We start from the raw sequence: 26289 nt of genomic DNA on the forward strand, positions 1-26289 counted from the left end.
TTTTTCTCCTTAAATTGTCTGCATCATCGAATACATTGGCATTAAAATCTTGAGATACATCCCTAAAATACATGCTCCAATAAATAAAAAACAAACAGGTTGGACATTTACAACTAATTTATTCAATTTCAAATTCAGTTCATAATATAAAGTTTTGCCTAACACTAAACTGCGCTTACCGATTTCTTTTCTATCAGATCCTGTTGTCGTGAGCAGCACTAAGCTATTGGGCAGAAAAATTTCATTGTTAATCAAGTCATCAATTGACTTACCCTTTTGCAGCTCTTGGCTTATCTTAGTACCTATTACTTCTTGCAGAGAGCCTTCTTCTTGCTTAGATGTTAGTTTACACATTTGCTGAAGCGAAAAGCCGTTAGACAGCAAAATAGACACATCATAGACCAACAAATACTGCACATAAAGCAAAATAGTCTGGCCAATAATTGGATACTTGCTTAGTTTGGCAAGCGAATTATAATCTTGCTTTCTTAACAAATAAACAATGCGAATACTATAGAAAACCAAACTAGCAATCACTACAACTAACAAAGTAAAAACCAAATCACTCGACCAGTCGCTAGCCTGCGTTTCAGTTTTCAAAAAAGTCTGCATCGCGATCAATAAAAAGATCATCATAATAATTAATAAAATCGGATAAGCTAATTCTGCTCTTAATTTTTTAAGTTGCTTATTCTTAAGCCTGATTAGTTGCGTAAGCTGCTTTAGACATTCAATTAATCCACCTTGTAAAAGCGCCATATTAAGCTGCACCGCAATATTTTTAGAAAAACCTAGTTCAAGCAAAATATCACCCAAATTAGCACCATTTTCGATCTTTTTATCTAAGTTTTGAATGCAATTTTTTCCATCCGACCAAATAACAGGCATCAATTTCAAACTGGTATTTAAAGAAAAACCATTTTTTAGGCACTGATATAAATAATCTAGAAATATCAGTTGCTGACCAGAATTTAATTTATCCTTGTTGAAATAAGTAGAAATCAGTTTCACTAATCTTGTCCTCCTTTCTTAAAGATTGAAGACTATCTTGCCAATCAACAAAATCTGCGCGTTCATCTTGATTTAGAGCCTGGGTTAATTTGCTTCCATAAGCTAAATCAAATAAGCAGGCTGGAGCTTGTAATTTTTGGTTAAAAATTAGTCTCTGATATGACACGGCAGTCAAACTATTGGCTAATTCACTTTTATTAATTCCTAAACCTTGCAGACGGCTTATTGTTTGAAGAGAACTCTTAGCATGAACTGTAGCCAGCACTAAGTGCCCACTCAAAGCAGCATTAACTGCAACTTTAGCTGTTTCGGGATCGCGAATTTCTCCAATAATCAAAATATCTGGACGATTTCTCAGTGCGGCTTTCATAAGATCCAAATACTTAATACCAGCAACTGCATTAATCTGGGTTTGCAAAAATCTTGGTTCATAAATTTCTACTGGGTCTTCAATTGTCATTACGACCTTATTTACCCCTACTTGACGTGCTAATTCATACATCGTTGAAGTCTTACCAGAACCAGTAGGACCACTAGTGATGATTAGTCCGCGTAAGTAACACAGATTTTTAAGTTGCTCAAATTGTGAAGAATAAAAATAGTTGTTTTCCTTATTCTCATAAATAATTCGCATAACAAGCGCTTCACGATTTAAAAAATCTCCAGTAGTTGAAAATCTTAAAAAGACCTGCGACTTTTGCGCCATCTGATCTACAGATCCCACCTGCGGTCTGCGATGTTCGGCAATATCCATCTGTCCAATATACTTAAAATATGAAATTAATTCTTGCGCCTTTTGGTTTTCAATTTCTTGCCACTCAATTAAACCTTTTTGCGTTCGCAAATTGATCTGATATTTATCTGCCCTAGGAAAAATAAAAATATCGCTGGCCCAATTGCTTATTGCATAATCAATAACATTTTTAGCTAAAGTTTTAATTTCCATATAAACTCCTTAAAAATAGTCTTCAATATTAATTACACGAAAACAGCAAAAATATATTTTTTATTTCAAAAAAAATAATCCTTAGGAACATGTCCTAAGGATTATCTAAGATTTATGATTATTCGTCGTCATCAGCAGCTGCAGTGTAAACATTTGAAACATCGTCATTGTCTTCAAGAGCATCAATTAAATGTTCAAATTGTTCTTTCTTATCAGCAGGAACTGGAGTTGTGTTTTGAGGAATCATAGTTAATTCAGCATCAGCAATCTTGTAGCCAGCCTTTTCCAATGCATCGCGTACTGCGGTGAATTGTTTAGGATCAGTATAAATTTCAAATGCTTCATCGCTAGTTTCCAAATCATCGCCGCCAGCATCCATTACATCAAGTAAAACTTGATCTTCGTCAGCATCGGTAGTTGAACGGTCAATTGCAATGTAGCCACGCCGGTCAAACATGTAAGCAACAGAGCCTGTTGCTCCTAGTGAACCGCCATTACGAGTGAATGCTACACGAACATCTGAAGCAGTACGGTTTTTGTTATCAGTCAAAGCTTCAACTAAAACTGCAACACCACCTGGTGCGTAGCCTTCATAAGTAATTTCATCGTAATGTTCTTCTGAGTTACCTTCAGCTTTTTTAATAGCACGTTCAATGTTAGTCTTTGGCATGTTAGCTGCGCGTGCTTTATCCATAACTAAACGTAAGCTTGGATTCCCTGAAGGGTCAGGACCACCACTCTTTGCAGCCATATATATTTCACGAGATAACTTTTGGAATACTTTACCTCTTTTAGCGTCTTGTGCATTCTTGCGGCCTTGAATATTGTGCCATTTTGAATGTCCTGACATAAGAATCCTTCTTTCTTTTTTCTAATATAGTTAACCTTGTCAATAATACCGCAGTCAAGGTTTAAATTCAATGGATTTTCTAGCGGATAACGACAGCTTTCTTATCACGATAGTTATAAATTCTCATAAATTTATTCATATCTACCCAAAATACCTTACCTGATTCATTAGCATAACGATAAGGATCAGCAATTAAAAATGCGCCTGGGCGATAGCCAACAATCGTTGAAACGTGATATGAACTAGAATCTTGCATGTGCAAATTGCATGCGACAATTATTGGATTGCCAGCCTTAATTTCATTAATTAATGCTTGCTCAGAAGCTCCAGAAATATTAAAAGCATTAGCACCTAATGATCTTGCATAGGCGGCTAACGGTTCAGGATAAATCGTAATAAACTTGCCACCAGCAAATTTATATGGGTCACCATTAAATCCTTTATCTGGAGTTGAAGCCCGCGGCATTTTATCAATTACATCTTTAACTGATAAATTGTTACCGATTCCTTTAACAGACATCGCAATCTTTAAACTAGCTGCTTCACAAGCACTAGGTGCAAAAGTTGGCGTTAATTGGCTGTAATAAGTATATGGCAAAATATATTCTTGATTTTCAGTAATATATTGACCATCTACCCATTGATTGCCACCCAAGTTATACCAAGTCTTATTATCACCAGTGGCGATCTTAAAATAATGCCAATTCGTGTTATTAGCCAAATATTTGCCGGTTATTTTACGTGAATTATCATAGTTATTCCAGACAGCTACTCCGCCACCACCAGAATAGGTAATATGCGCAGTTCCTTTAGTCTCTTTTACTTGGTATTGGGAATTATCACTAGCTGGCGCATTATTTGCTTGCGAATTAGTCGAAACATATTGACCATCTATCCACTGCTGGCCACCAAGGTTATACCACTTTCTTTGATTGTCTAAGGTAGCGACCTTGAAAGATTTCCAATTAGTATTATTAGCTAAATATTTACCAGTTACATGCTGAGGAGCTTGATAATTATTCCATACGGCTACCCCGCCACCACCAGAATAATTAATTTTTACAGTTTGCTTTTGATCAGTTACTGTTGCTGCGTAAACAGTACGATTGTTTTTCAAAGAAAAATTTGTCAAAACAAGTCCACTTAATAAAAGAGCACTTGAAAACGTTAGTCTCGTTTTAAAATTCATTATCTTTTAGCCTCCAAAAAACTATTTTAAAATATTTTTTAAGTACTGAAAAGACCTATTTAGCTTTGCTTCGTCCTTTTAACGGCATAGATTATTAACTGAATAATCACTACTAATAAAATTCCAACTAATGCTCCACTAGCATCTAACATCACGTCATGCACGCTTGGGGTACGATCGCCAGTCAAATATTGGTGGTACTCGTCTAAAGCAGCTAATCCCACAATCATTAACCAACTATTAATTGGACTAACTATTTTCAAGCGATAAACGGGTTTTGAAGCTAAATACAAAGTAACGCCAAGTAAAAAATACGTTGCAAAATGAGCAAATTTTCTAATTACAAATTCTGTAAAGGCAGCGCTACCGTTAAGACTAGCACTGTGCATTTTTCCGCCATAATTAATCTGCAATCCAGAAAGATAATGCTCTAAAAAAGCAAAATGCCGATTCAAAAATCCTGGTTGAATTTTTTGCTCATGATAAGTCATCGAACTAGAAATAAATAGCCCAACTAAAATAATAATGGCGGCGATGATCCAAAATAATTCCCATTTTGATAATTTATAATTTTTCATACTTTCCTTACCTATATTCCAAAACATTTTTGTTTTATACTACAATTAATAATTATAAGGAGCAAACTATGTTTGAAGACAAAATTAAAAAACTTTTAACTAAAATTCCCCATTCTCCGGAAACTCCAAATTTAACAAACAAATTTTTAGAACGTGTAGATGAGCAGATTCAATTTGATATTAGCCAAGGAATCAATGCCGAAACTGCACAAAATAATATTTCTATTCTACTCAAAGAACTAGAAAATTTAATCAATCAAGCAGCCGATAGTCAAAATTCTGCGGTCATGCTCAAACAACTCGAAAAGAGCATTATTCAAATTTTAGAATTAAAATCAGTTAATGAATTTACGGTTAACTTAGCCAATATCACAGAGCTGCACTTTAATTACCGAATCGGAGACTTAATTATTTTACCGACAAAAGGCGATCAATTAATTGTTAAAGACCTCATGTCACGCGATATTCCTAAGCTTTATTCAACAATCGAAAAAGTTGGTAATGTGGTCAAAATTACCCAGGGACCACGTAAATTAGTTGGTCTTTTTAAAAATAAAATTTTATTGTTTGTTCCAGACAATTATGCCAGCTTTTTAACTGTCCGCAGCCAGTCAGGAAAAGTCACTTTAATCGGCTTAAGCTCACACTGCATGCTAGATTTGACTAATATTTCTGGACGAGTTTTGTTAAGTAATTTAAAAGTCAAACGATTCCAAGCAGATTTGAAATCTAGTAACTTGTTAATGACTAACTGTTTTAGTCAAAATTGGCACATCAACAGCCAGTCAGGAAAAATTAAAGCCGAAGCAATTAATTGCTCGAATACCGAACAAGCAATGCTTATTACCACAAGTAGCGGCAGTATCGATTTAACTAACATCACTGGTCAAGCCATTCAAATCAATAATAAAAGCGGAAATTTGCATCTTGATCAAATTAATTCGAATACAGAAATTACTACTAACAGTGGAAATATTAAATTTGCAAATATCATTAAAAAAACTGATATTGTGACGCATTCTGGTAACTGCAAATTAAGCCTAAATTCTAAATTTCAAGACACTATCAACGTTAAAAACATTAGCGGAAATATCCATTTAAAACTTGCATCAGAATCATTTCCGATGCGCTTCAACGCAGAAACAAATCTAGGTCGTATCAACTTACCGATGGATACAATTATCTATGCTAGCGACAATTTTAACATCATGAAGGGCTATTTAAACCAAGAAGATGCACCAGCATTAGCTGTTTTAAAAAGCGATGTCGGACATATTGATGTGACTACCCTTATAACAAAAAAATGAGTTTAGCAGAACTAAACTCATTTTTATATGCACTATTTTCCTAAAAAATAACCTGCAAAAACTAAAATCAATCCACCCGCATAAGACAAGATCAAATAAAGTAAAAACCGTCTTATCTTTTTATCTTTTAATTGGCCAATTAATTCTGTATTTAAAGTTGAAAATGTTGTATAGCCACCCAAAATTCCAGTTCCTAAAAACGCATAGATGACTGGTGAAACTTGTTTAGCAAACAAAAACCCTAAGATAAATGCTCCAGAAAGATTAATTAATAAAGTAGCAAATGGGAACACATGCGAAAAATGCTTTTTGCCAAAATTTGTAATTGCATAACGACTAATGGCACCTAAACTAGCACCTAGCCCAATATATAACGCTGTTATCATTTATGCTTTTTCACCTAATTTCTTGCCTAATCTGTCGCCAAGTATCATCCCTAAGAACGCAAACAATAATCCAACTATTAACGATCCAAAAAAATACAATAAACTAACTTTGACTTGACCGTTTTCAATCTGCTTTAAAGTCTCAAGTTGAAAAGTTGAAAATGTCGTAAAGGCTCCGACAAATCCGGTAGATAGTCCTGTCGCCAGCCAATCGCGCCCTTCTCGATAATTAATAAAAAAGTAAGTTAAAAACGCTAATAAAAAGCAGCCCACAACATTTACCAGCATCGTGCCTTTAAAAGCCCACAAACTATTGAGCCACGCACGTAAAATTCCTCCAAAAAAGGCAAAAAATGCCACACTTAGATAGTTTTCCCACTTTTTAGACATTTAAAATACCAGCTCTCCTAAAGCATATGCAATTCCATCTTCATCATTAGTTTTTGTAACGAAATCAGCTTTTTGTTTAATTTCATCAATTGCATTACCCATTGCCACTTTATGAAATCCCGACTCATTAAACATCGAAAGATCATTTCTTTGATCGCCAAAAATCATAATTTGTTCTGAGGCAATTCCTAAAGTTTGGCCTAATTCCTTAAGAGCATTTCCTTTAGAAGCTGTCAAACTATTGATTTCAACTAAAGTCGGATCAGAAGTAGAAACATTATATTTTTCAAAAAGTTCTTGTGGCAACTGCTTCAAAAATTCCACTATTCTATCTGGTGAACCACTAAACATTCCTTTAGTAAAAGCAATGTTTTGATCAATTTTTTCAAAATTAGTTACTTCAATTGGCATTCTAGTAAGCCAACTTTCGCGTGACATGAAATAATTCAAGAAATGTTCGCTAGTCACAAAACGATCTTCTAATTCAAAATGAAATTGCATATCATATTTTTGACCAAGATCATAAAAATATTTTAAATCAGTATAATTAAGCAACTCCTTGACAAGGACCTTACCACTCAAATTAAAAACAAGCGCACCATTAAAAGTAACAGCATATTGATTTTTATCTGCTAAATTTAATTCTTCTAAATATTCTTTGACCCCTGGAAATGGACGACCCGAACAAGGTACAACTTTAATTCCCATAGCTGCAGCTTTTTGCAAAGCTTCTTTAGTTAGCGTAGTAATTTTTTGCTCAGAATTTAATAAGGTTCCGTCTAAATCAACAGCAATTAATTTTATCAACATATGATCCCCCTTTATATCTATTTTTAATTATAGAAAAAAAGATGCCTTTTAAAAAGGCATCTTTTCTGATTATTCAACAGTAACTGATTTTGCTAAGTTTCTTGGCTTATCTACATCTAAACCTTTATTCTTAGATGCATAGTAAGCAAGCAATTGTGCAGGTACTGCAGTTAATAATGGTGACATGTAGTAATCAACTTGAGGTAAGATAACATCGTCATCTTTACGTGCAAAGTCCTTACCAACAAAGGTCATTACATTTGCTCCACGTGATTCAACTTCTTGAATATTACCACGAGTCAAATCTGCAGTTGCAGGATCATTGATCAAAGCAATAACTGGAGTACCATCTTCAATTAGGGCAATTGTTCCGTGCTTTAATTCAGCTGCAGCAAAACCTTCAGTTTCAATGTAAGAAACTTCCTTAAGCTTCAAAGCACCTTCCAATGCAACTGCGTAATCTACTCCACGCCCAATGTAAAATGCATTGCGAGTATTAGCTAAGTACTTCTTAGCAAGTTCATCGATCTTTTCTTTACCATCAACTAATTCTTGCATACCTTCAGCAACTAAGGCTAATTGGTTCTTCAAATCGAAATCTTTAGCGTCTTGAAGCCCCTTCTTTTCACCAACTGCTTTAGCTAAAATTGCTTGAACTGCAATTTGAGCAGTATATGCCTTAGTAGAGGCTACGGCAATTTCAGGACCAGCTTCCAAAAGCATAGTGTAAGTTGCTTCACGAGATAAAGTAGAGCCTTCAACATTAGTCATAGTTAAACTTGGAAGGTTTCTTTCGTTAACTTGCTTTAAGACTACACGTGAATCTGCAGTTTCACCAGATTGCGATAAGAAGATGAAGAAAGGCTTTTTAGATAACTTAGGGAAATGGTAACCAAATTCCGAAGCCAAACCTACTTCAACTGGAATGTCAGCATACTTTTCAATAATATTCTTACCAACTAAGCCAGCGTGGTAACTAGTACCAGCAGCTAAAATATAAATTCGATCACTTTCAGCTACTGCATCAACAATACTTTGTTCAACACGCACATCGCCATCAGCGCCAAAATAAGTTTGAGATAAACGCCGCATTACTGCAGGTTGTTCATCGATTTCTTTGAGCATGTAGAATTCGTAAGTACCCTTGGAGGCAGCATTTGGATCGATATCTAAAGTATGAGGTTTTCTTTCAACCTTTTCGCCATCGAGGTTTTCGATAACTACTTCTTCCTTAGTTACATCAGCAACATCACCATCTTGCAAGTCAATAAAAGTCTTAGTTTGATCTAAAACTGAAATCGCGTCAGAGGCAATAATGTTAAAACCATCGCCCAAACCAAGCATCATTGGACTCTTGTTCTTAGCAATGAAAATATGAGATGGTTCAGTATCATCAACCAATAAGAAAGCGTAAGAACCCTTAACTAACTTCAAAGCCTCTTTAAATGCTGAAAAACCATCAAGATCTTTTTCACGAGCAATCTTAGCTACTAATTGAACAACAACTTCAGTATCAGTAGTAGATTTAAAGTTAACATCTGAAAGATATTTCTCTTTTAATTCAGCGTAATTTTCAATAACGCCGTTATGTACTAAGTAAAAACGACCATCTTCTGATACGTGAGGGTGGGCATTATCAACAGTTGGCTTACCGTGCGTAGCCCAACGTGTATGTCCAATTCCCACTAAACCTTGTTCATCAGGAGTTAGCTTATCTTCCAAGTTGCTAATTCTTCCGACTGCCTTAGTTAGATATTCATGCCCATTTAAATCATTTAAATAAATACCTGCTGAATCATAGCCACGGTATTCCAAATTCTTTAAACCATTTAATACAATATCACGAGCAGGCTTTCCGACTACTCCAACAATACCACACATATTTTTATCTCCTTTTATCCAACCACTTGAGTAAGTGGTCTAGACTGTGTTTTTGCTTTTAAAAAAGCTATCGCAATTGATATAATAGTAAACTTTCTTTCTAAGGTCAAGCATTTATCTGTAAATGGTCTACTTTGCTTTTAAGGTACATACCAATTCATATTTTTTTGCTTTTGCATTAATACAAAAGCAAAAAAAATAAGGCTTTAGGATTTCTCCTAAAGCTTTATTTTATCGATTAATCTTTGCTACCCATTTCTTGCTTAACAATATCTGCAACTTGTTCACAATATTTATCAGCTAATTCTTGAGTTGGGGCTTCAGTCATCACACGAAGTAAATCTTGCGTTCCAGAAGGTCTTACAAAGATTCTTCCTTCATCGCCCAATTCTTTTTCGACAGTATCAATTGCATCAGTAATTGCTGCATGTTCTTTCCAAGATTTCTTATCTTTTACAGGAACGTTGATTAAGCGTTGTGGGTATTCTTTAAAGTCTTCTAGCAATTCGCTTAATGACTTACCAGTATCCTTCATTACGTAAAGCAAATGTAAACCAGTAAGCATTCCGTCACCAGTATTGTGGTAATCACTAATAATAACGTGCCCAGATTGTTCTCCACCCAAGTTATAACCGTTAGCTCTCATTTTTTCTGAAACGTAACGGTCACCAACTTGAGTTCTAACATTCTTCAAACCGCGTCTTTCCAAAGCTTTAGTAAAGCCAAGATTACTCATAACAGTAGTTACGATAGTATCTTTCTTCAAACGGCCATGATCAGCTAAATATGAGCCGATAACATACATAATGTGGTCGCCATCTACTTCATTACCATTTTCATCAACAGCAATACAGCGGTCAGCATCCCCATCAAAGGCCAAACCTAATTGAGCACCTTGCTTAACGACTTCTTCTTGAAGTTTTTCAGTGTGAGTAGCACCAACATGATCGTTAATGTTTAAACCATTTGGATGAGTAGCAATAGTAGTGAAGTCTACTCCCATATCTGCAAATAAGCGTGAAATTAAAGCACTAGATGCACCATTAGCGCCATCTACTACAACTTTAATACCGCCTAATTCTTCTGGTAAGGTATTTTCAATGAATTGAAGATACTTAGAAGCACCTTCGTGATAATTAGTTACAGTACCTAAACCTTCAGCAGATGGACGAGGAAGTTTATCTTCTGGTGCATCGATTAATTTTTCAATTTCTTCCTCTTTAGCATCAGATAACTTCAAACCATCGCTACCAAAGAACTTAATTCCGTTATCTTGAACTGGATTATGAGATGCAGAAATTTGTACACCAGCATCAGCGCCTTGAGCTCTTACTAAGTAAGAAAGACCTGGAGTAGTAATAACGCCAAGTTCTAACACTTCAATACCTACTGACAATAAACCAGCTATTAAAGCATATTCAAGCATTTGACCAGAAATACGAGTATCTCTAGAAACTAAAACTTTTGCCTTTTCTCCATCTTTCTTATCTTTGGTTAAAACATAACCTCCATCACGACCTAATTTAAATGCCATTTCAGGAGTTAAACCTGCGTTAGCAACACCACGCACACCATCGGTACCAAAGTACTTAAGCATTTTTATAAACAACCTTTCTTAATTTTTGTTTCTAAATTTATTCTTTCTTCACAGAATTCATGCTTTCAGATACACGAATTTTTACTGTAAATTCTGAGGGATCGGCCTTTACGATACCTTTAGGTAATACAAGATTTACTTTTTTTGTAGTAGTTGAACTTATATTATCTAAATTTACATCTAACGAAACTTCATTTAACTTTTTCAAAACGCTCGCTTTGCCATAAAGCCGAACGCTCGAATGATTGGCAGTTAAGGAATAAATCCTATTCTGACTTTCATTATGAGAAGTTACATTTACTTTCACCTTTTTACTAGGAAGATGAATTGGTACATGCACATGCGTTGTAGCAGGATCCATAACGACATTTAATTGTCGGCCATCTCTGTCTTCTGCTATTAGCATTACTTCTCGATTATAAGTTTCAGTCTGTCCCTTAGGAAGAATGACGCGTGCAACGATGCGATCAATTTGGTTAACTTCGCTCTTAGAACCCGTCACATTAATGACTGAAGGATCGCTAGTTGCAGTTCCAATTTGATAACCATCAGGCACAGCACCCTTATTATACTCTATTTGAACAGGAAAAGACTTAGATTTTCTATCTTGAATTGTAACTCTTACCGTTTTGGGTTTTATAGAATAGGCGAGTTGATTGCTCAAACCATTGATTTTAACAGGTACTTTATGAGTGCCAGTTTTTAAACGACTTAAATCAATAAATGCTCTAAAATTTTGAGTATTCATTGTCGAGGTTACCAAAGCACTTGAACCAGAAATTGTCAGTGAAACTTTTTCAGGGTAGCCAGTAACATAATATTTATCAGTATTAACCGAAACTTGTAAAGGAACCTTCAATGTTTCTTTACGAGTAGCTGTTTTAATCGTTTGATTACGTTGTCCTTTTGGGGCAAAGCCTTGCTGATTATTATTAATATAAATAGCCAATAAAATTGCTAACAATAAAGCAAGAATTTTATAAAACCAGGGTTTATCAAAAAAACGTTTCATTTTTTATTTGACCCCCAATTCCATAACTTATTTACAATTCTTTGATACCAATTTGGTTTTTCATCTTCTGGCGGTACTAATTGTGCAGTCAAATATTTCATATATTCAGCTCTCGTTAAATCAAGCATGAATTGACTATTACGCGTAATAGTTACGCCACCAGTTTCTTCTGAAACAACAATCGTAATGGCATCAGTAACTTCAGAAATCCCGACAGCTGCCCTGTGGCGCGTTCCTAATTTTTTGGGAATTGTACTGTTATCAGATAGTGGTAAATATGCTGCAGCTACTGCAATCTTATTATCTCGGATGATAACAGCCCCATCATGAAGCGGAGTATTCGGAATAAAAATATTAATCAATAATTCTCCAGAAATATCAGCATCTAGCGGAATTCCAGTTTCAATGTAATCCTCTAAACCAGTGCTTTGCTGAATAGTGATCAAGGCACCAATTCTTCGTTTAGACATATATTGAATGGCCTTATCAAGCTCATGGACCATTCTTTCAGAGGTCTTTTTCTCACTAACAGGATTGCCACCAAAAATTGGAGACCGCCCCAAATGCTCTAATCCACGACGAATTTCAGGCTGGAAAATCACTATGATTCCAATTACTGACCAAGAAAGAATTTGATCCACAAAATAAGTTAAAGTATGTAAATTTAAAAATCCTGCGATTATTCGCACGATAATAATTAAAGAAATTCCTTTAACTAATTGGACCGCCTTAGTTCCTCGAACCAGCATAATTAGTCGATAAATGATATACCAAACGATCAGTATATCTAGTACATTCATTAAATTTTGCCAAGTTAAAATGCTCTGTAGATCAAACTTCATATGCCCCTCCTTTTACTAACTAATTATACCTAACACTTTGATTTAACGGGCATACATTTTAAATTCTAAGAATAAATCATTGTATTCTTGAATTTTCTTTGGACCTAAGTCTTCATATACCTGCAAATTCTTCATAGTTTGCTCAGATGGATAAAATTGCTTATCGTTTCTTAATTTAGCAGGCAGCTGTTTTTTCGCTAAGCTATTTGGCGTTGAATAACCGATATATTCCGCATTTTGGGCTGCATTTTTAGGATCAAGCATAAAATTAATGAATTTATATGCACCTGTCTTATTTTTCACAGTTTTTGGTATTACAAAATTATCAAACCACAAATTTGATCCTTCGCTTGGCACAACATAATGCAAATGCGGATTCTGATCTAACATTGTCCGCGCTTCGCCTGACCAAGTAACGCCAATTGGAGCTTCATTTTGAATCATATACATTTTTAACTCATCAGAAATAATAGCTTTTACATTTGGACCTAAGCCATCTAGCTTAGTTTTTGCTAATTTTAATTCCAAAGAATTTTTGGTATTCATCGAATAATTCATTGAAGCTAAAGACATCCCCATAATATCGCGCGCTGAGTCAACGAGTAAAATATCATGACGATAATTATTTTTCCATAAATCATTCCAATGCTGGATGGAACCTTTTTTAATATATTTATCGTTATAAACAATTCCTAAAGTGCCCCAAAAATATGGAATTGAATATTCATTTTCTTTATCAAATGATTGATGTAAAAATTGCTTGCCGATGTTTTTATAATTAGGAATCTCTTTTTTGTTAATTTTCTCTAATAAATTAGCCTTGCGCATCTTCGAAATCATGTAATCAGATGGAACGCAGATATCATAAGAAGTGCCACCTTGCTTGATTTTGGTATACATTGCTTCATTTGAATCGAATGTTTCATAAATAACATGATAGCCAGTCTGTTTTTCAAACTTTTTAATTAACTTAGGGTCAATATAATCGCCCCAATTGTAGATAACTAAATTCTTGCTATTTGAAGAAACATCGTGATTGTTTAAATCATGCGCCCAAAATTCCAAACCGCAGCAGACGATAATAATTGATAAGATGCTGATAATAATCTTTTTCATAGTATCGTCCTCCGATTGCGTGACTTTTTATTAGTTATAAAGTAATAAATAATTACCAAAATTAACACAAAAATAAACATCAAAGTACTCAGAGCATTTATTTCTAAGTTAATTCCTTGGCGTGCTCTAGAATAAATTTCTACTGACAATGTTGTAAAACCATTCCCTGTTACAAAAAATGTAACTGCAAAATCATCCAATGAATAAGTTAGAGCCATAAAAAAGCCAGCTAGAATTCCTGGAGTTATTGCAGGTAAAGTGATTTTAGTAAAAGTTTGCCAGCTATTAGCCCCCAAATCAGAAGCTGCATCGATTAAAGAATGATCAAATTCCTTTAAACGTGGAAGCACCATTAACACTACAATTGGAATCGAAAAAGCAATATGACTTAATAAAACTGATCCAAATCCCAAGCCAAATCCTAAAGCAGTAAAAAAGATCAAAAAACTTGCCCCAATAATTACATCAGGAGAAACCATTAAAACATTATTTAAGGCTAAAAAACTCTTTTTTACCTTTTTTGATTTAGTTTCATCAATTGCGATCGCGCCAAAAGTACCAACAGCAGTTGCAATTAAACTTGATAATAAAGCTAAAACAATAGTTTCTAAAAATATTGCTAGTAGTCGATTATCGTTGAATAAGTCCTGATAATGAGACCAAGTAAAATGCTCAAAGTGGTCCATATTCTGCCCACTCGAAAAAGAGTAATAGATCAAGTAAAAGATTGGCAAATATAGCAAAAATAAAACTATTGCTAGATAAATATGAGAAATTTTTATTCGCTTCATAGTTCTATCCTCTTTTTATGATGACTATCTGAAGATGTCGTAATTAACATCACAACAACCATTAAGAAAATTAAAATAACTCCAATTGCCGACCCCATCGGCCAGTTCATCGTAGTCATAAAATATTCTTCAATTGCAGTACCTAAAGTAATAACGCGATTTCCCCCAATTAGACGCGTAAGCATAAACAAAGATAGTGAAGGAATAAAAACTGCTTGAACTCCTGCTTCTACACCGCTTTTAGAAAGAGGCCATAATACTTTGATAAAGGTTTGCCATTTATTAGCGCCCAAATCCCGCGCGGCTTGAATTACAGCTGGATCAATATCAGTAATAGCATTGTAAATTGGCAAAATCATAAATGGAATTTCAATATAGGCTGCCACAAAAATAAAAGCAAAATTTGTAAAAAGAATATTTTGCGGTCCAATACCAAATAAGTGTAAGAAATTATTGACTAGGCCGTGCTGGCCGAAGATTCCAATAAAAGCATAGGCCTTTAATAATAAATTGATCCAAGTAGGCAAAATGATCAATAAGAGCCAGAATTGTTGATTCTTTAACTGACTCAAAATATAAGCTACTGGATAAGAGATAATTAAAGTGAATAACGTAATTAAAAATGCATACCAAAATGAATTTAGCGTCATTCTCAAAAAAGTGCCATCAACAAAAAATCTTCTAAAATTATCTAATGTAAAACCATGACCATCAGAAAATGCATTGATCGTAATTAAAACAATTGGTGCAATTACAAATAAAATCAGCCATAACACATAGGGAATTACAAATATTAGCTTACTTTTTTTCATTACGTTATTCTTCATCTCCTTCATATGCTTCTAACCGCTTATCAAACTCGGCTTCACTTTCACCAAAACGCATAACATGAATATCTTCTGGATCAAAGTAAAGTCCAATTTGCTTACCTATTTCAGTAGAATTTGTAGAATGAATTAGCCATTCGTTTTCATCGCTATCTTTAGCCTTAATTTCAAAGTGATCGCCTAAAAATAGCTGACTTTCTACTTGTACTCTTAACTTACCTTTTTCTAAGTCAACAATATCTAAATCTTCAGGTCTTAAAACTACTTCAACTTTTTCTCCCGGCTTAATTCCTGCATCGGCGCATTCGAAACGATGATTACCAAATTCCACTTCGTAATCTTTAATCATCCGCCCAGTTAAAATATTAGAATCGCCAATAAAACGCGCTACAAAGTCATTCACCGGTTCATCGTAAATATCGACGGGGCTGCCGCTTTGCTGGATTTTTCCCTCATTTAAGACAAAAATTTCATCGCTCATCGCTAGAGCTTCTTCTTGATCGTGAGTAACAAAAATGAAAGTGATTCCCAGCTTTTTTTGAATTTCACGTAATTCAAACTGCATATCTTTACGCAATCTTTTATCAAGCGCAGATAGCGACTCATCTAACAGCAATACTTTGGGTTCGTTAACTAGCGCACGAGCAATGGCCACACGTTGCTGCTGGCCTCCAGAAAGTTCAGAAATTTCACGTCCTGCAAAACCATCTAATTGGACCATGTGTAAGGCTTCTTTGACAGCCATCTTTATTTCTTTTTTATCTTTTTTCTTTAGTTGCAAGCCAAAAGCGACATTTTCATAAACGTTCATATGAGGAAACAAAGCATAATTTTGAAAAACGGTATTGATTTGACGCTTTGAGGCATCTAAATGTGTAATATCTTGACCATCAAAAAGGACTTTTCCTTGCGTAGGTTCGCTAAAACCAGCAATTATTCTAAGAATCGTAGTTTTTCCAGAGCCAGATGGACCCAGTAAAGAATAAAATTTTCCTGACTCAATTTTTAAATTGATATTCTTTAAAGCTACAAAGCCGTCATCATATTCTTTTCTCACATGTTCTAGTCTAATAATATCTGCCATCCCGAATCCCCCTATAAAAAAAGCTGCAAGTCTCGATACTTGTAGCTTTAATAGCTTTAAGACTCTTTAGTCCTTTTCTTTTCCAATAATTCTAACTTCAGTTTCTAAAGTCACGCCAAATTTCTTCAAAATTTCTTTTTGGATTAAATGAATTAAGTTTAAATAATCCGTTGCAGTTGCACCACCAACATTAATGATAAAACCGGCATGCTTCATTGAGTCTTCTGCTCCACCAATTCTTTTACCTTGCAGACCAGCTTTAATGATCATTGGACCCACGTAATGACCCTTAGGGCGCTTAAATACACTACCGCAAGAAGGATACTCTAACGGCTGCTTTGCTCTTCTTAAGCCATTGAAATATTCCATCTTATCTTTAATTGCGAGCTTATCTCCGGGTTCCAGACCAAAAGTTGCACTTACTACAACATCACCAGTATCTTGAACAAGAGAATAACGATAGCCAAAATTCATTTCATCGTGGGTATAAGTTTTAAATTCTCCGTTACGCGTCAAAACATCAACTGACTTAATAACAAATTCAGTTTCGCCACCATAAGCGCCTGCATTCATAAATACTGCACCGCCTACACTGCCTGGAATGCCAGCAGCAAATTCTAACCCCGTTAAGCCTGCCTGACAAGCAGCTTCAGAAGTATCAATAATTCGCGCACCGGCTTGAGCTGTAACAGTATGATTTTTTTCATCAGCAGTAATTTCATCCATCTTGGTTAAAATTAAAACTAAACCTTCAATTCCACCGTCGCGAATAATCAGATTAGACGCATTACCAATCACTGTAAGTGGAATGCTTAATTGCTTCGCAGTTTCTACTAATTGCTTTAATTCAGTTAAATTTTTTGGAAAAGCTAAAAATTCAGCAGGACCACCAGTTTGAGTAAAAGTAAATCGACTAAGTGGAACATTTTCTTGAATATCAATCCCTTGATCTTTTAAATCCATTAACTTCATTTTTAGCGACTCCTTTGTTCTATTATCCTTATAATGATAACGCAAAAAAGGTGTATTTATCTACCATGTGCTATACTAAAAATAAAATAAAAAGGAGTAAATTATGAATTTTACAGCGATGGACTTCGAAACGGCTAATCATTATCCTGAAAGTGCCTGCTCATTAGCTCTTGTTTTAGTTCGCAACAACAAAATAATCGATCAATTTTATACCGTGATTAATCCACAAATGCCATTTGACGCTCAAAATATCAAAGTCCACGGCATTACCGCGAACGATGTAAAAAATGCTCCTACTATGGCAGAGGTTTGGCCTAAAATTAAAAAGCTCTTTCAGCCAGGGATGATGGTAGCTGCCCATAATGCTCGCTTTGACTGCAATGTAATGGAAAAATCACTTGCTCGTTATGATATTGCAGCTCCGCATTATATGGCAATCGATACCTTGGCTACCAGCAAATTGTTTGAACCTGATCTTAAAAATCATAAACTAGATACCATGTCGGAAGCCTTAGATATCGATTTATGGCATCATCATAATGCATTAAGCGATAGTCAAGCCTGTGCGGAAATTTTAATTAAACAAAATCAGCGATTCGGCGATGAACCAATAAAAAAACTAGTTAAGCTCGTTTAAAAACTTAACTAGTTTTTTCTTTACTTCTCTAAATTCTTGGCAACTCCTTGCCACCAATCTTGATTTCTTTTACCTTCTGCTTCAACTTCAATTTTTCTTTTAGTTGAATCCCAAGAATCATCTATTCGCTTGATTGTTAGCTGTAAATAATCATCTGGTAAAGAATCAATGATAAATTCTGGCCATTCAATGACAACTAACCCATTTTCAGCCAAATAGCTCGGCATATCAATGCTGGACAAGTCCCCATCTTCCAAACGATACATATCCATATGAAATAATGGCATAGAGCCTTCGCGATACTCTCTAACTATGGTAAAGGTTGGACTTTTAACTGGTCTTTTAATGCCTAATGCCTTTGCAATTCCTTTAGTCAGAGTAGTTTTTCCAGCTCCTAAATCTCCATTTAATAATAAAAGATCATGTCCTTGAGCAGTCTTACCTAAAAGCTGACCCAAATTTTGCATCTCTTCATCTGAATTAATTTCTATACTAATTGTCATTAGTCATTACTCCATATTTGCTTGAGCTGCAGTTAAAATTCCTAATAAAAATACATCCTCGCTGCTAGCACCTCTAGATAAATCATTAATTGGAGCAGCTAAGCCTTGCAAAACTGGACCAACTGCTTGATAATTACCCATTCTTTGGGCAACTTTGTAAGCAATATTACCTGATTGCAATTCTGGGAAAATAAAGACATTTGCGTGACCTGCAACTTTAGAGTTTGGAGCTTTGGCTTGACCAACCGATGGTACAAAAGCTGCGTCAAATTGCAATTCTCCGTCGCAAGCAATTTCAGGATGCTTTTCATGCATAATTTCAGTTGCTTTAACGACTTTTTCAACCATTGGACCTTGAGCTGACCCCTTAGTTGAGAAACTGAGCATCGCAACCTTAGGATCAATATCAAGCATCTTAGCAGTTTGTGCTGATTGATATGCAATTTCAGCTAATGTTTCACTATCTGGATCAATGTTAATGGCGCAATCAGCGAAGATATATTTTTCATTATCCTTTTCCATAATCATTGCACCAGAAACACGTTTCATGTTTTTCTTGGTCTTAATAATTTGTAAAGCTGGACGAACTGTATCTGCAGTGGAATGAGTGGCTCCTGATACCATACCATCAGCAATTTTTTCATAAACAAGCATCGTACCAAAATATGATGGTTGCGTAAGCATCTTACGACATTCATCTGTAGTATTTTTGCCATTTCTCAAAGTTTCTAGATCAGCTAGCATCTTATCGAAATGTTCATAATTATCCATATCAATAATTTCAATTGAACCAAGATCAATATGTTCTTTTTGAGCCGCTGCTGTTACTTGTTCAGGCTTTCCTAAAAGAATAGGTTCGACAAAACCACCAGCGTTTAATTTTGATGCAGCTTCTAAAATTCTGCTATCCGTACCTTCTGGAAACACAATAGTCTTTTTGTTTTCAAGTGCTTTATTTTTTAATAATTCAAATACTTTCATTAGAGACGTCCTCACTTTTTCTTTTTATTTTACCTTAATTCATCGTACAGATAAAATATTAAACTACTTCATCTTGACTAACTTCACTTGGCAATTGCCAATCAATTGGATTTTCTCCATAAGATAAAAGCGCTTTGTTGCATTTAGAAAATGGGCGCGAGCCAAAAAAGCCACGGTTAGCTGAAAAAGGACTAGGATGAGGCGATTTGATAATTGTATTTTTGTTGGTATCAATTAGTGGAATCTTATTTTGAGCAAACCGTCCCCATAAGATAAAGACCACTTTACCACGTGCACTTAGCGCTTTAATTGCTTGATCTGTTAAAAGTTCCCATCCTTTACCTTGATGGCCATTAGCATGCCCATATGGCACCGTTAAAACTGCATTTAATAAAAGCACGCCTTGATCAGCCCACTTTTTTAAATAACCATGCTTGACTGGAACTGCCCCGACATCATCGTATAATTCTTTATAAATATTTTGCAGCGATGGCGGCAGCGCTATTCCAGGATTAACGCTAAAACTCATCCCTGTAGCTTGACCAGGATTATGATAAGGATCTTGACCTAGAATTACTACTTTTGTATCGGCAAAAGACGTTAACTTAAATGCCGTAAAAATATGATACATATCTGGATAAATCTTTTTTGTGGCATATTCATTTTTTAAAAAATTGTGCAATTGTTGATATTGTTGACTTTCAAAGACTGGAGCTAAAATTTCATCCCAGTCATTTCCAATTAATTTTTTCATCAATACCTACCTCAATATATTTGTGAATCTGGTTTCATGATATTATAAACATATAAATATGTTGGAGGCAAAGTCATGATTAAATTAATTGCTAGCGATATGGACGGAACCTTATTAAACTCCAAAATGCAAATTTCTCAAAAAAATATCGAGGCGATCAAAAAAGCACAAGCCAATGGCATTGAATTTTTAATTGCTACTGGCCGTGCTCCCGCTGAATCTAAAAAATTAGTTCAAGGTGCAGGTATTAAAACTGGGTTTATCAATCTTAATGGAGCGATGGTTTTTAATACTCAAGGTAAGTTAATGGTCAAAGAACCTATAAAACGCGATAAAGCACTTGAAATTATTCATCTTTTAGAAAAAACAGACTATTATTTTGAAATAATTACCGCTGAACATGTATATTCCAATTCGAAGATGCGACGGATTGCTAATTTTGCTCATCTAGTTACTGGTTTAAATAAAAATATCAGTTTTAAAAAAGCAGTTTCTGTTGCAGCAGGATCTGATCAAGTGTTAAAAGTTAACTTTGTTAAAGACTATCGTGAACTTATTTCTCAGCCCAACTTTGAAGTGATGAAATTAATTGCTTTCAATAATCGAGGCGAAGAAGCTTTTAAATCTATTAAAAAAGACCTTGCTAATTTAGGCAATATTGTCGTTACTGCTAGTGGCGCTAATAATATTGAAATCAATAGTATCAAAGCTCAAAAAGGAATTGCTTTAATGGATTATGCAAAACTACAGGGGTATAAAACAGAAGAAGTTGCAGCTATCGGCGACAACTTAAATGACGAATCCATGATCTCAATGGCTGGAGTCGGCGTTGCAATGGCTAATGCAATACCTAAAATCAAACAATTAGCTTCATTTGTTACTAAAATTAATAATGAAGATGGAGTTGCCTTTGCTATTGAACATTTTTTAAGTGAGAATTAACCATGAAATATTATATTTTATTAAATAAGACTAATACATTAGGTCAAATTCCCGTTGAAAAAAAGCATAAGACTGATTTCTTCATTTGTGGAAATTTAGACAATGTAAATCATACGATTATCTTATATAATAGTTTCCATGAAGAAATTGGTCGCTTATATCTTGATAAATCTTCTAAACTAATTCGCTCATATACAATCGATGTTGTTCACCACTCGTTAGTTAAAGTCAAAAAAGTTAACAGTCATTTAACTAATCTGTTTTATGTTACCCGACTAAATTACTGGGTAAGTGGCAACATCAAAAAAGGCAACTATTCATTTTATTCTGGCATAAAAAAAGTGGCTAGCGTTGAAACACTAGTCACTTTCGATGGGACGGGGTTATGTTGTTCAATTGCACGGCCAGAAGATGTTCCTTTCATTTTATTAATTAGTATTTTATTCACTCAATGGCATACTACACCATTGAAGTTACCTCAGCTTAATTTAATAAAAAAACCAGCTTCAGCCTAACTTAAATTATCAGAAGAAGTCTGCCAATATTTATTTTCAAAATTAATCAAAATTTCTGAATTACGCAGTTTCGAATCGCATAAGTATTCTACGTGAGACATACTTGTTCCTAATTCATTGTAGATTTGCTTTACTTCTTCATAACAATTATGAGAAACCCAATGATATATACGTTTATATATCGCATCGGTTTCTTTTTTTAATACTCCTTTTGAGAAAATGATATCGTTTTTCTGTTTTTCCTTAACGAAATCATGTAAATGATCTTGTAATTGATCACAAATACAGGCATTTCTTACCAAAGAATAGACATTCGTATAAAATCTTTCTTCACGTTTTATATGATGAAGTAACACATAAAAGTTATCTTTTAACTTGGGGTGATTATGAAACGCTAATTCGTCTCGAACAATCGCATTGATACAAACTCCTAAGAAATAAAATTTATTATGATATTGCTTGTAAAAAGCTTGTCTATTAAATCCTGGAACTTGTTCTAGCAATTTCGAAATAGATAGCGACGTTACCTCTTTCTCTGATAAATGACTATAAATTACCTTTTGTGCATGTCGAAAATTGATTGGCATACACTGCTCCTTTCATCTTCTTAATATTTTAGCTTTATTAATATATAAAGCACTTTAAGATACCAGATTCTATCAAATAAAGCAACATAAAAATAAAAAAGAGTATAGAATTTATACTCTTTTTATCATATGGTCATATTTTCGATCGCCAATTTTCATTGTCGACACTGTTTCAAAACCTTTATACTCATATAAGCGTTGTGCACGTGGGTTATCTTGATCAACATTTAAGCTAACCACTTTATAATCTTTTTCCTTAGCGACTTTTGGGGCGACTGCTAATAAAGAAGAAGCAATCCCTTCTCCCCAATGATTGGGATTTACAGCCAAGGCATCAATATACCATTCTCCTGGAAGTGCCTCTTTATCAGTAAAAATTTTTGTTTCTAAAGGCAATAAAGTCTTGGCTAAACTAGGCCTTAAAGACATATCGATTATGCTTTGATCTTCATAGCCATACATATCAATTAAACCTGTTGGGCGATCATCTTCATCAGTTGCAACCCAAATTCGATTTAAAGAATAACGATAATGATCTGAATAAAATGCTTGTTTCATCAGATCATAGAATTGGCCTTCAGGCAAAGCTTTAATTGTCTTCATATCCATTTCTTCAAATATTTGATTTAATATAGGAAAAATAAAAGGGAAATCTTTCCGTTCAGCCTTTCTGATCATTTTTTACCTCACACGATACTTACGACGCAATTCTCGATCTTGATCTCGCTTTTTAATAGTTTGACGCTTATCGTATTGCTTTTTACCTTGTCCTACACCAATTAAAACTTTAGCAAAGCCATGTTTAATATAAACTTTTAATGGAATTATCGTCATCCCTTGTTGACTTTGGATACCCGCTAAACGAGTAATTTGCTTTTTATGCAGCAATAATTGGCGTTTTCTTAAAGGATCATGATTAAAAATATTTCCTTGCTTATATTCACTAATATGAACGTTTTCTAAATAAGCATTACCATTAATTATCTGGACGTAACCATCACGCAAGTTAATTCTTCTAGCTCTGATGGACTTTATTTCTGTCCCAGTTAAAGCGATCCCTGCTTCCAAGGTTTCTTTTATAAAATAATCATGACCTGCTTTTTTATTTTGAGCAATTAAGTTATCTGTTTTTTCTTTCATAGCTATATATTATTTACGTTTTGCACGAGCGGCGGCATTAGTCCGCTTTCTAATTGTAAATCCGTTATTTCGATTATTAGAGAAGCGATTATTTGAACGACGCTTTTTATTAAAGCTACGCTTACCTCTATTTCCTCTAGATTGCGCTTTTTTAGGTGCATCAGGGTCATAAATTTCAAAGTCAATTTGATGTTGTTCAACATCAGCTCTAATTAACTTAACTTTGATTGGCATACCAATCTTAAACTGCTTATGTGAATTACGGCCGGTTAAAGTTAATGATTTTTCATCAAAATTATAGTAATCATCATTCAAATTAGAGATGTGAATTAAACCTTCAACAGTATTTGGCAATTGAATAAACATTCCAAAGCTGATTACTGATGAAACAATAGCATCAAATGTTTGTCCAACCTTGTCAGCCATAAATTCTGTCATCTTCAAATCATTTACGCTACGTTCAGTGTCAATTGAACGTCTTTCTTGAGTTGAGGTTTGTTCAGCAACTTCAGGTAATTTTGACTTAAAGTGAGCTTGCACTTCTTTACCGTGACCTTGATCAGCATATTGATGAATCATTCTGTGCACCATGAGGTCTGAATAACGTCTGATTGGTGAAGTAAAGTGAGTGTAATATTCAGCTGCTAAACCAAAGTGACCTAGTGGATCTGGAGAATAGTGAGCTTGCTTTAAACTACGAAGCATCATCATCTGGACTACTGCTTCTTCAGGAGTACCTTCAGTCTTGGAAACAATCTTTTGTAAGTCTTTAGGCTTCACATCACTTGGATCAGCCTTCACATTTAAGCCAAATGCACTGACGAATTCAAAGAATGATTGCATTTTTTCTTGATCTGGAGTTTCGTGGACACGGTATAAGAACGGCAAATTCTTCTTATAGTAATCTTCTGCGACTGTTTCATTAGCCATTAACATAAATGACTCAATCATTTTTTCAGCTGTGCCACGTTCATGAAGGACAATATCAGTTGGCTTGCCTTTGTCGTCAACAATAATCTTTGCTTCTGGTTCTTCAAAGTCAATTGCTCCACGCTTATGACGATTCTTGTACAAAATATTGTGCAGTTCAGCCATATCTTCAAGCATTGGCTTTAATTTATGATATTTTTCCTCTTCAGGATCATCACGATTTGGATCCAAAGTTTGATTTACCTTGTTATAAGTCAAACGTCCATGAGATTTCATTACTGAAGGATAAATCTTGTAGCCCACTCTTTTTCCTTCAGGAGTAATTTCCATATCACAGGATAAAACTAATCTTTCAACGCCTTCATTCAAAGAACAGATTCCGTTTGAAAGTCTAAATGGTAACATTGGAATTACTCGATCCACTAAATAAGTACTGTTGCCACGCGCAAATGCTTCTTTATCTAAAGGGGTGCCTTCTTTAACATAATGAGAAACATCAGCTATATGAACACCTAATTTATAGTTGCCATTAGGTAATTTTTCAACAACTACTGCATCGTCAAAGTCCTTAGAATCATCCCCGTCAATTGTTACTGCTGGTTGATCTGTGATATCAACGCGTCCTTTTTTATCTTCTGGCGTTACATGATCAGGGATGCTATTAGCTTGATCCATGGCTTCTTTAGGCCATTCAGTTCGAATATCATTATCCACAACAATAGACATAATATCGACGCCAGGATCATTTTTGTTACCAATAGTTTGCAAAGCTACTGCTTGCATTTCTTCGGGGTTATCTTCGTCAGGATACTTCTTAATTGAAATTTGGATCATATCGCCCATTTGTGGCTTAACTCCAGTGTCAGCGATATTGATCTTATATTTCTTTAGCTTTCGGTTTTCACTGGTTACATAACCGATAAAACCTGATTTTTGAGCAGTTTCATCTGAATAAGGATGAAACTCTCCTACTAAAGTTTCTACGCCGCGCTCAACGATTTTTTCAACTTTGCCTTCTGGACCTTTCCCATTCCAAGGATTAGCTCCAGCAACAATTTTCACTTGAACACGGTCGCCATCTATAGCAAATTGAGTGTTATGTTTATCAATGAATACATCTTCAGCTTGTTCGTCATCCAATTTAACAAAGCCAAAACCCTTATCATTTGCCTTAAAAACACCTTCGACAACGATATTTTCTTGGTTTAATTGATATTTTCCTTTGCCATCTGTGATAATTTTCTTCTCATGCTCTAAAAAAGTTAAAGCTTTTACCAATTCAGAAAACTCAAATCTTTGATCGCGACTAAGATTTCTTTCTAATTCATCTACATCAAATTGAGCTTGAGGATTATGGCGGAAGTTTTCATATACTCCAGCCAATAAACGTTCATTTTGTGTCATTTCAACACCTCATTATAAAAATTTTTAAGCAAAAAAGAAAAAAGCCGTCCTAACAGGCGGCCTTTTTATTTACTTTGATGATAATATTGCCAAAATAATTGCGAAAATGAAGAAGAGCACCAATAATACTCCAGTGATTTTCTCCATTAAAGCCTCAAAACCGCGCTTTTTGGTTTGGCCGCTAAATACTGCACCACCCGATAAAGCGTTTAAGGCGTCTTGTTGCTTCTGCGGCTGCATCAACGTTGCAATAATAATTAAAAAGCTAACGATGATCAGTAGCGTCATGACTAAGTTATACAAAAGC

29 protein-coding genes are annotated in these 26289 nt (G+C 34.8%); 4 read left to right on the top strand and 25 right to left on the bottom strand.

The features are described from left to right. Positions 1 to 9: 9 nt before the first annotated feature. The 5 genes from BN55_RS09220 to BN55_RS09240 form a co-directional block, all read right to left on the bottom strand. Entirely contained in the window at positions 10 to 1011 is a 1002-nt protein-coding gene (locus tag BN55_RS09220; protein ID WP_040469586.1) for a type II secretion system F family protein, read from the bottom strand. Continuing rightward, on the bottom strand, positions 977 to 1957 hold the full coding sequence (comGA, locus tag BN55_RS09225) for a competence type IV pilus ATPase ComGA (protein ID WP_008471873.1): 981 nt from the start codon (positions 1955 to 1957) through the stop codon (positions 977 to 979). The genes BN55_RS09220 and comGA overlap by 35 nt, the downstream gene beginning before the upstream one ends. A gap of 118 nt (positions 1958 to 2075) precedes the next feature. Then, positions 2076 to 2807 (bottom strand): YebC/PmpR family DNA-binding transcriptional regulator, encoded by a 732-nt coding sequence (locus BN55_RS09230; protein WP_008471875.1) that lies wholly within the window; start codon positions 2805 to 2807, stop codon positions 2076 to 2078. A 79-nt stretch (positions 2808 to 2886) separates the two neighbouring features. Next, the gene (locus tag BN55_RS09640) at positions 2887 to 3996 is read right to left on the bottom strand and encodes a C39 family peptidase (protein ID WP_008471876.1); all 1110 of its coding nucleotides are present in this window, start codon (positions 3994 to 3996) and stop codon (positions 2887 to 2889) included. A gap of 59 nt (positions 3997 to 4055) precedes the next feature. Then, positions 4056 to 4574: a VanZ family protein gene (locus BN55_RS09240; protein ID WP_008471877.1), complete on the bottom strand. Its 519-nt coding sequence runs from the start codon at positions 4572 to 4574 to the stop codon at positions 4056 to 4058. A 68-nt stretch (positions 4575 to 4642) separates the two neighbouring features. Between BN55_RS09240 and BN55_RS09245 the strand changes: the two genes are divergently transcribed. Beyond that, complete coding sequence (locus BN55_RS09245; protein WP_008471878.1) at positions 4643 to 5881, top strand: DUF4097 family beta strand repeat-containing protein; 1239 nt, start codon at positions 4643 to 4645, stop codon at positions 5879 to 5881. Between the two features lie 32 nt (positions 5882 to 5913). On the opposite strand, the gene crcB is transcribed toward BN55_RS09245, so the two are convergent. The 12 genes from crcB to murB form a co-directional block, all read right to left on the bottom strand. Beyond that, positions 5914 to 6267, bottom strand: coding sequence for a fluoride efflux transporter CrcB (gene crcB, locus BN55_RS09250; protein WP_008471880.1), 354 nt, complete (start codon positions 6265 to 6267; stop codon positions 5914 to 5916). Next, positions 6268 to 6657: a fluoride efflux transporter FluC gene (locus tag BN55_RS10065; protein ID WP_008471882.1), complete on the bottom strand. Its 390-nt coding sequence runs from the start codon at positions 6655 to 6657 to the stop codon at positions 6268 to 6270. Then, a complete protein-coding gene (locus BN55_RS09260; protein ID WP_008471883.1) occupies positions 6658 to 7467 on the bottom strand; it encodes a Cof-type HAD-IIB family hydrolase in 810 nt (269 codons plus the stop codon). Between the two features lie 69 nt (positions 7468 to 7536). Then, the gene (gene glmS, locus BN55_RS09265; protein ID WP_008471884.1) at positions 7537 to 9348 is read right to left on the bottom strand and encodes a glutamine--fructose-6-phosphate transaminase (isomerizing); all 1812 of its coding nucleotides are present in this window, start codon (positions 9346 to 9348) and stop codon (positions 7537 to 7539) included. A gap of 238 nt (positions 9349 to 9586) precedes the next feature. After that, on the bottom strand, positions 9587 to 10945 hold the full coding sequence (gene glmM / locus BN55_RS09270; protein WP_008471885.1) for a phosphoglucosamine mutase: 1359 nt from the start codon (positions 10943 to 10945) through the stop codon (positions 9587 to 9589). 37 nt (positions 10946 to 10982) lie between these two features. Beyond that, a complete protein-coding gene (locus tag BN55_RS09275) occupies positions 10983 to 11957 on the bottom strand; it encodes a CdaR family protein (protein ID WP_008471886.1) in 975 nt (324 codons plus the stop codon). Continuing rightward, complete coding sequence (cdaA, locus tag BN55_RS09280; protein WP_008471887.1) at positions 11954 to 12799, bottom strand: diadenylate cyclase CdaA; 846 nt, start codon at positions 12797 to 12799, stop codon at positions 11954 to 11956. The genes BN55_RS09275 and cdaA overlap by 4 nt, the downstream gene beginning before the upstream one ends. Positions 12800 to 12841: 42 nt before the next feature. Further along, positions 12842 to 13915, bottom strand: coding sequence for an ABC transporter substrate-binding protein (locus BN55_RS09285; RefSeq protein WP_008471888.1), 1074 nt, complete (start codon positions 13913 to 13915; stop codon positions 12842 to 12844). After that, positions 13912 to 14706: an ABC transporter permease gene (locus BN55_RS09290; RefSeq protein WP_008471890.1), complete on the bottom strand. Its 795-nt coding sequence runs from the start codon at positions 14704 to 14706 to the stop codon at positions 13912 to 13914. The genes BN55_RS09285 and BN55_RS09290 overlap by 4 nt, the downstream gene beginning before the upstream one ends. Continuing rightward, positions 14703 to 15518 (bottom strand): ABC transporter permease, encoded by an 816-nt coding sequence (locus BN55_RS09295; RefSeq protein ID WP_040469601.1) that lies wholly within the window; start codon positions 15516 to 15518, stop codon positions 14703 to 14705. Before BN55_RS09295 ends, BN55_RS09290 begins: the two co-directional genes overlap by 4 nt. Positions 15519 to 15522: 4 nt before the next feature. After that, complete coding sequence (locus BN55_RS09300; protein ID WP_008471892.1) at positions 15523 to 16617, bottom strand: ABC transporter ATP-binding protein; 1095 nt, start codon at positions 16615 to 16617, stop codon at positions 15523 to 15525. A gap of 66 nt (positions 16618 to 16683) precedes the next feature. Next, positions 16684 to 17589, bottom strand: coding sequence for a UDP-N-acetylmuramate dehydrogenase (gene murB / locus BN55_RS09305; protein ID WP_008471893.1), 906 nt, complete (start codon positions 17587 to 17589; stop codon positions 16684 to 16686). A gap of 103 nt (positions 17590 to 17692) precedes the next feature. On the opposite strand from murB, the gene BN55_RS09310 reads away from it, so the two are divergent. Continuing rightward, a complete protein-coding gene (locus tag BN55_RS09310) occupies positions 17693 to 18226 on the top strand; it encodes a 3'-5' exonuclease (RefSeq protein ID WP_008471894.1) in 534 nt (177 codons plus the stop codon). Between the two features lie 20 nt (positions 18227 to 18246). On the opposite strand, the gene tsaE is transcribed toward BN55_RS09310, so the two are convergent. The 3 genes from tsaE to BN55_RS09325 are packed head-to-tail and all read right to left on the bottom strand — an operon-like array spanning position 18247 to position 20464. After that, positions 18247 to 18729 carry a tRNA (adenosine(37)-N6)-threonylcarbamoyltransferase complex ATPase subunit type 1 TsaE gene (gene tsaE / locus BN55_RS09315; RefSeq protein WP_008471895.1) on the bottom strand — a complete coding sequence of 161 codons (483 nt, stop codon included), beginning with the start codon at positions 18727 to 18729 and terminating at the stop codon, positions 18247 to 18249. 6 nt (positions 18730 to 18735) lie between these two features. Beyond that, positions 18736 to 19710: a phosphate acetyltransferase gene (gene pta / locus BN55_RS09320; protein ID WP_008471897.1), complete on the bottom strand. Its 975-nt coding sequence runs from the start codon at positions 19708 to 19710 to the stop codon at positions 18736 to 18738. Between the two features lie 58 nt (positions 19711 to 19768). Further along, the gene (locus tag BN55_RS09325; RefSeq protein ID WP_008471898.1) at positions 19769 to 20464 is read right to left on the bottom strand and encodes a uracil-DNA glycosylase; all 696 of its coding nucleotides are present in this window, start codon (positions 20462 to 20464) and stop codon (positions 19769 to 19771) included. A gap of 75 nt (positions 20465 to 20539) precedes the next feature. On the opposite strand from BN55_RS09325, the gene BN55_RS09330 reads away from it, so the two are divergent. Together BN55_RS09330 and BN55_RS09335 are read left to right on the top strand one after the other, a co-directional pair. Further along, a complete protein-coding gene (locus tag BN55_RS09330) occupies positions 20540 to 21406 on the top strand; it encodes a Cof-type HAD-IIB family hydrolase (RefSeq protein ID WP_008471899.1) in 867 nt (288 codons plus the stop codon). A gap of 2 nt (positions 21407 to 21408) precedes the next feature. Continuing rightward, on the top strand, positions 21409 to 21921 hold the full coding sequence (locus BN55_RS09335) for an LURP-one-related/scramblase family protein (protein ID WP_008471900.1): 513 nt from the start codon (positions 21409 to 21411) through the stop codon (positions 21919 to 21921). Here the strand turns inward: BN55_RS09335 and BN55_RS09340 are convergent. The 5 genes from BN55_RS09340 to secG all read right to left on the bottom strand — a co-directional run bounded on the left by BN55_RS09340 (position 21918) and on the right by secG (position 26285). After that, a complete protein-coding gene (locus BN55_RS09340; RefSeq protein ID WP_008471901.1) occupies positions 21918 to 22508 on the bottom strand; it encodes a hypothetical protein in 591 nt (196 codons plus the stop codon). The genes BN55_RS09335 and BN55_RS09340 overlap by 4 nt on opposite strands. Before the next feature lie 111 nt (positions 22509 to 22619). Next, positions 22620 to 23186 (bottom strand): GNAT family N-acetyltransferase, encoded by a 567-nt coding sequence (locus BN55_RS09345; RefSeq protein WP_008471902.1) that lies wholly within the window; start codon positions 23184 to 23186, stop codon positions 22620 to 22622. A gap of 3 nt (positions 23187 to 23189) precedes the next feature. Continuing rightward, positions 23190 to 23648: an SsrA-binding protein SmpB gene (gene smpB, locus BN55_RS09350; RefSeq protein ID WP_008471904.1), complete on the bottom strand. Its 459-nt coding sequence runs from the start codon at positions 23646 to 23648 to the stop codon at positions 23190 to 23192. Positions 23649 to 23657: 9 nt separating this feature from the next. After that, positions 23658 to 25982 carry a ribonuclease R gene (rnr, locus tag BN55_RS09355; protein WP_008471905.1) on the bottom strand — a complete coding sequence of 775 codons (2325 nt, stop codon included), beginning with the start codon at positions 25980 to 25982 and terminating at the stop codon, positions 23658 to 23660. A gap of 69 nt (positions 25983 to 26051) precedes the next feature. After that, on the bottom strand, positions 26052 to 26285 hold the full coding sequence (gene secG / locus BN55_RS09360; RefSeq protein ID WP_008471906.1) for a preprotein translocase subunit SecG: 234 nt from the start codon (positions 26283 to 26285) through the stop codon (positions 26052 to 26054). Positions 26286 to 26289: the final 4 nt, after the last annotated feature.

The sequence above is a fragment of the Lactobacillus hominis DSM 23910 = CRBIP 24.179 genome, assembly GCF_000296835.1.
Lineage (GTDB): Bacteria > Bacillota > Bacilli > Lactobacillales > Lactobacillaceae > Lactobacillus > Lactobacillus hominis.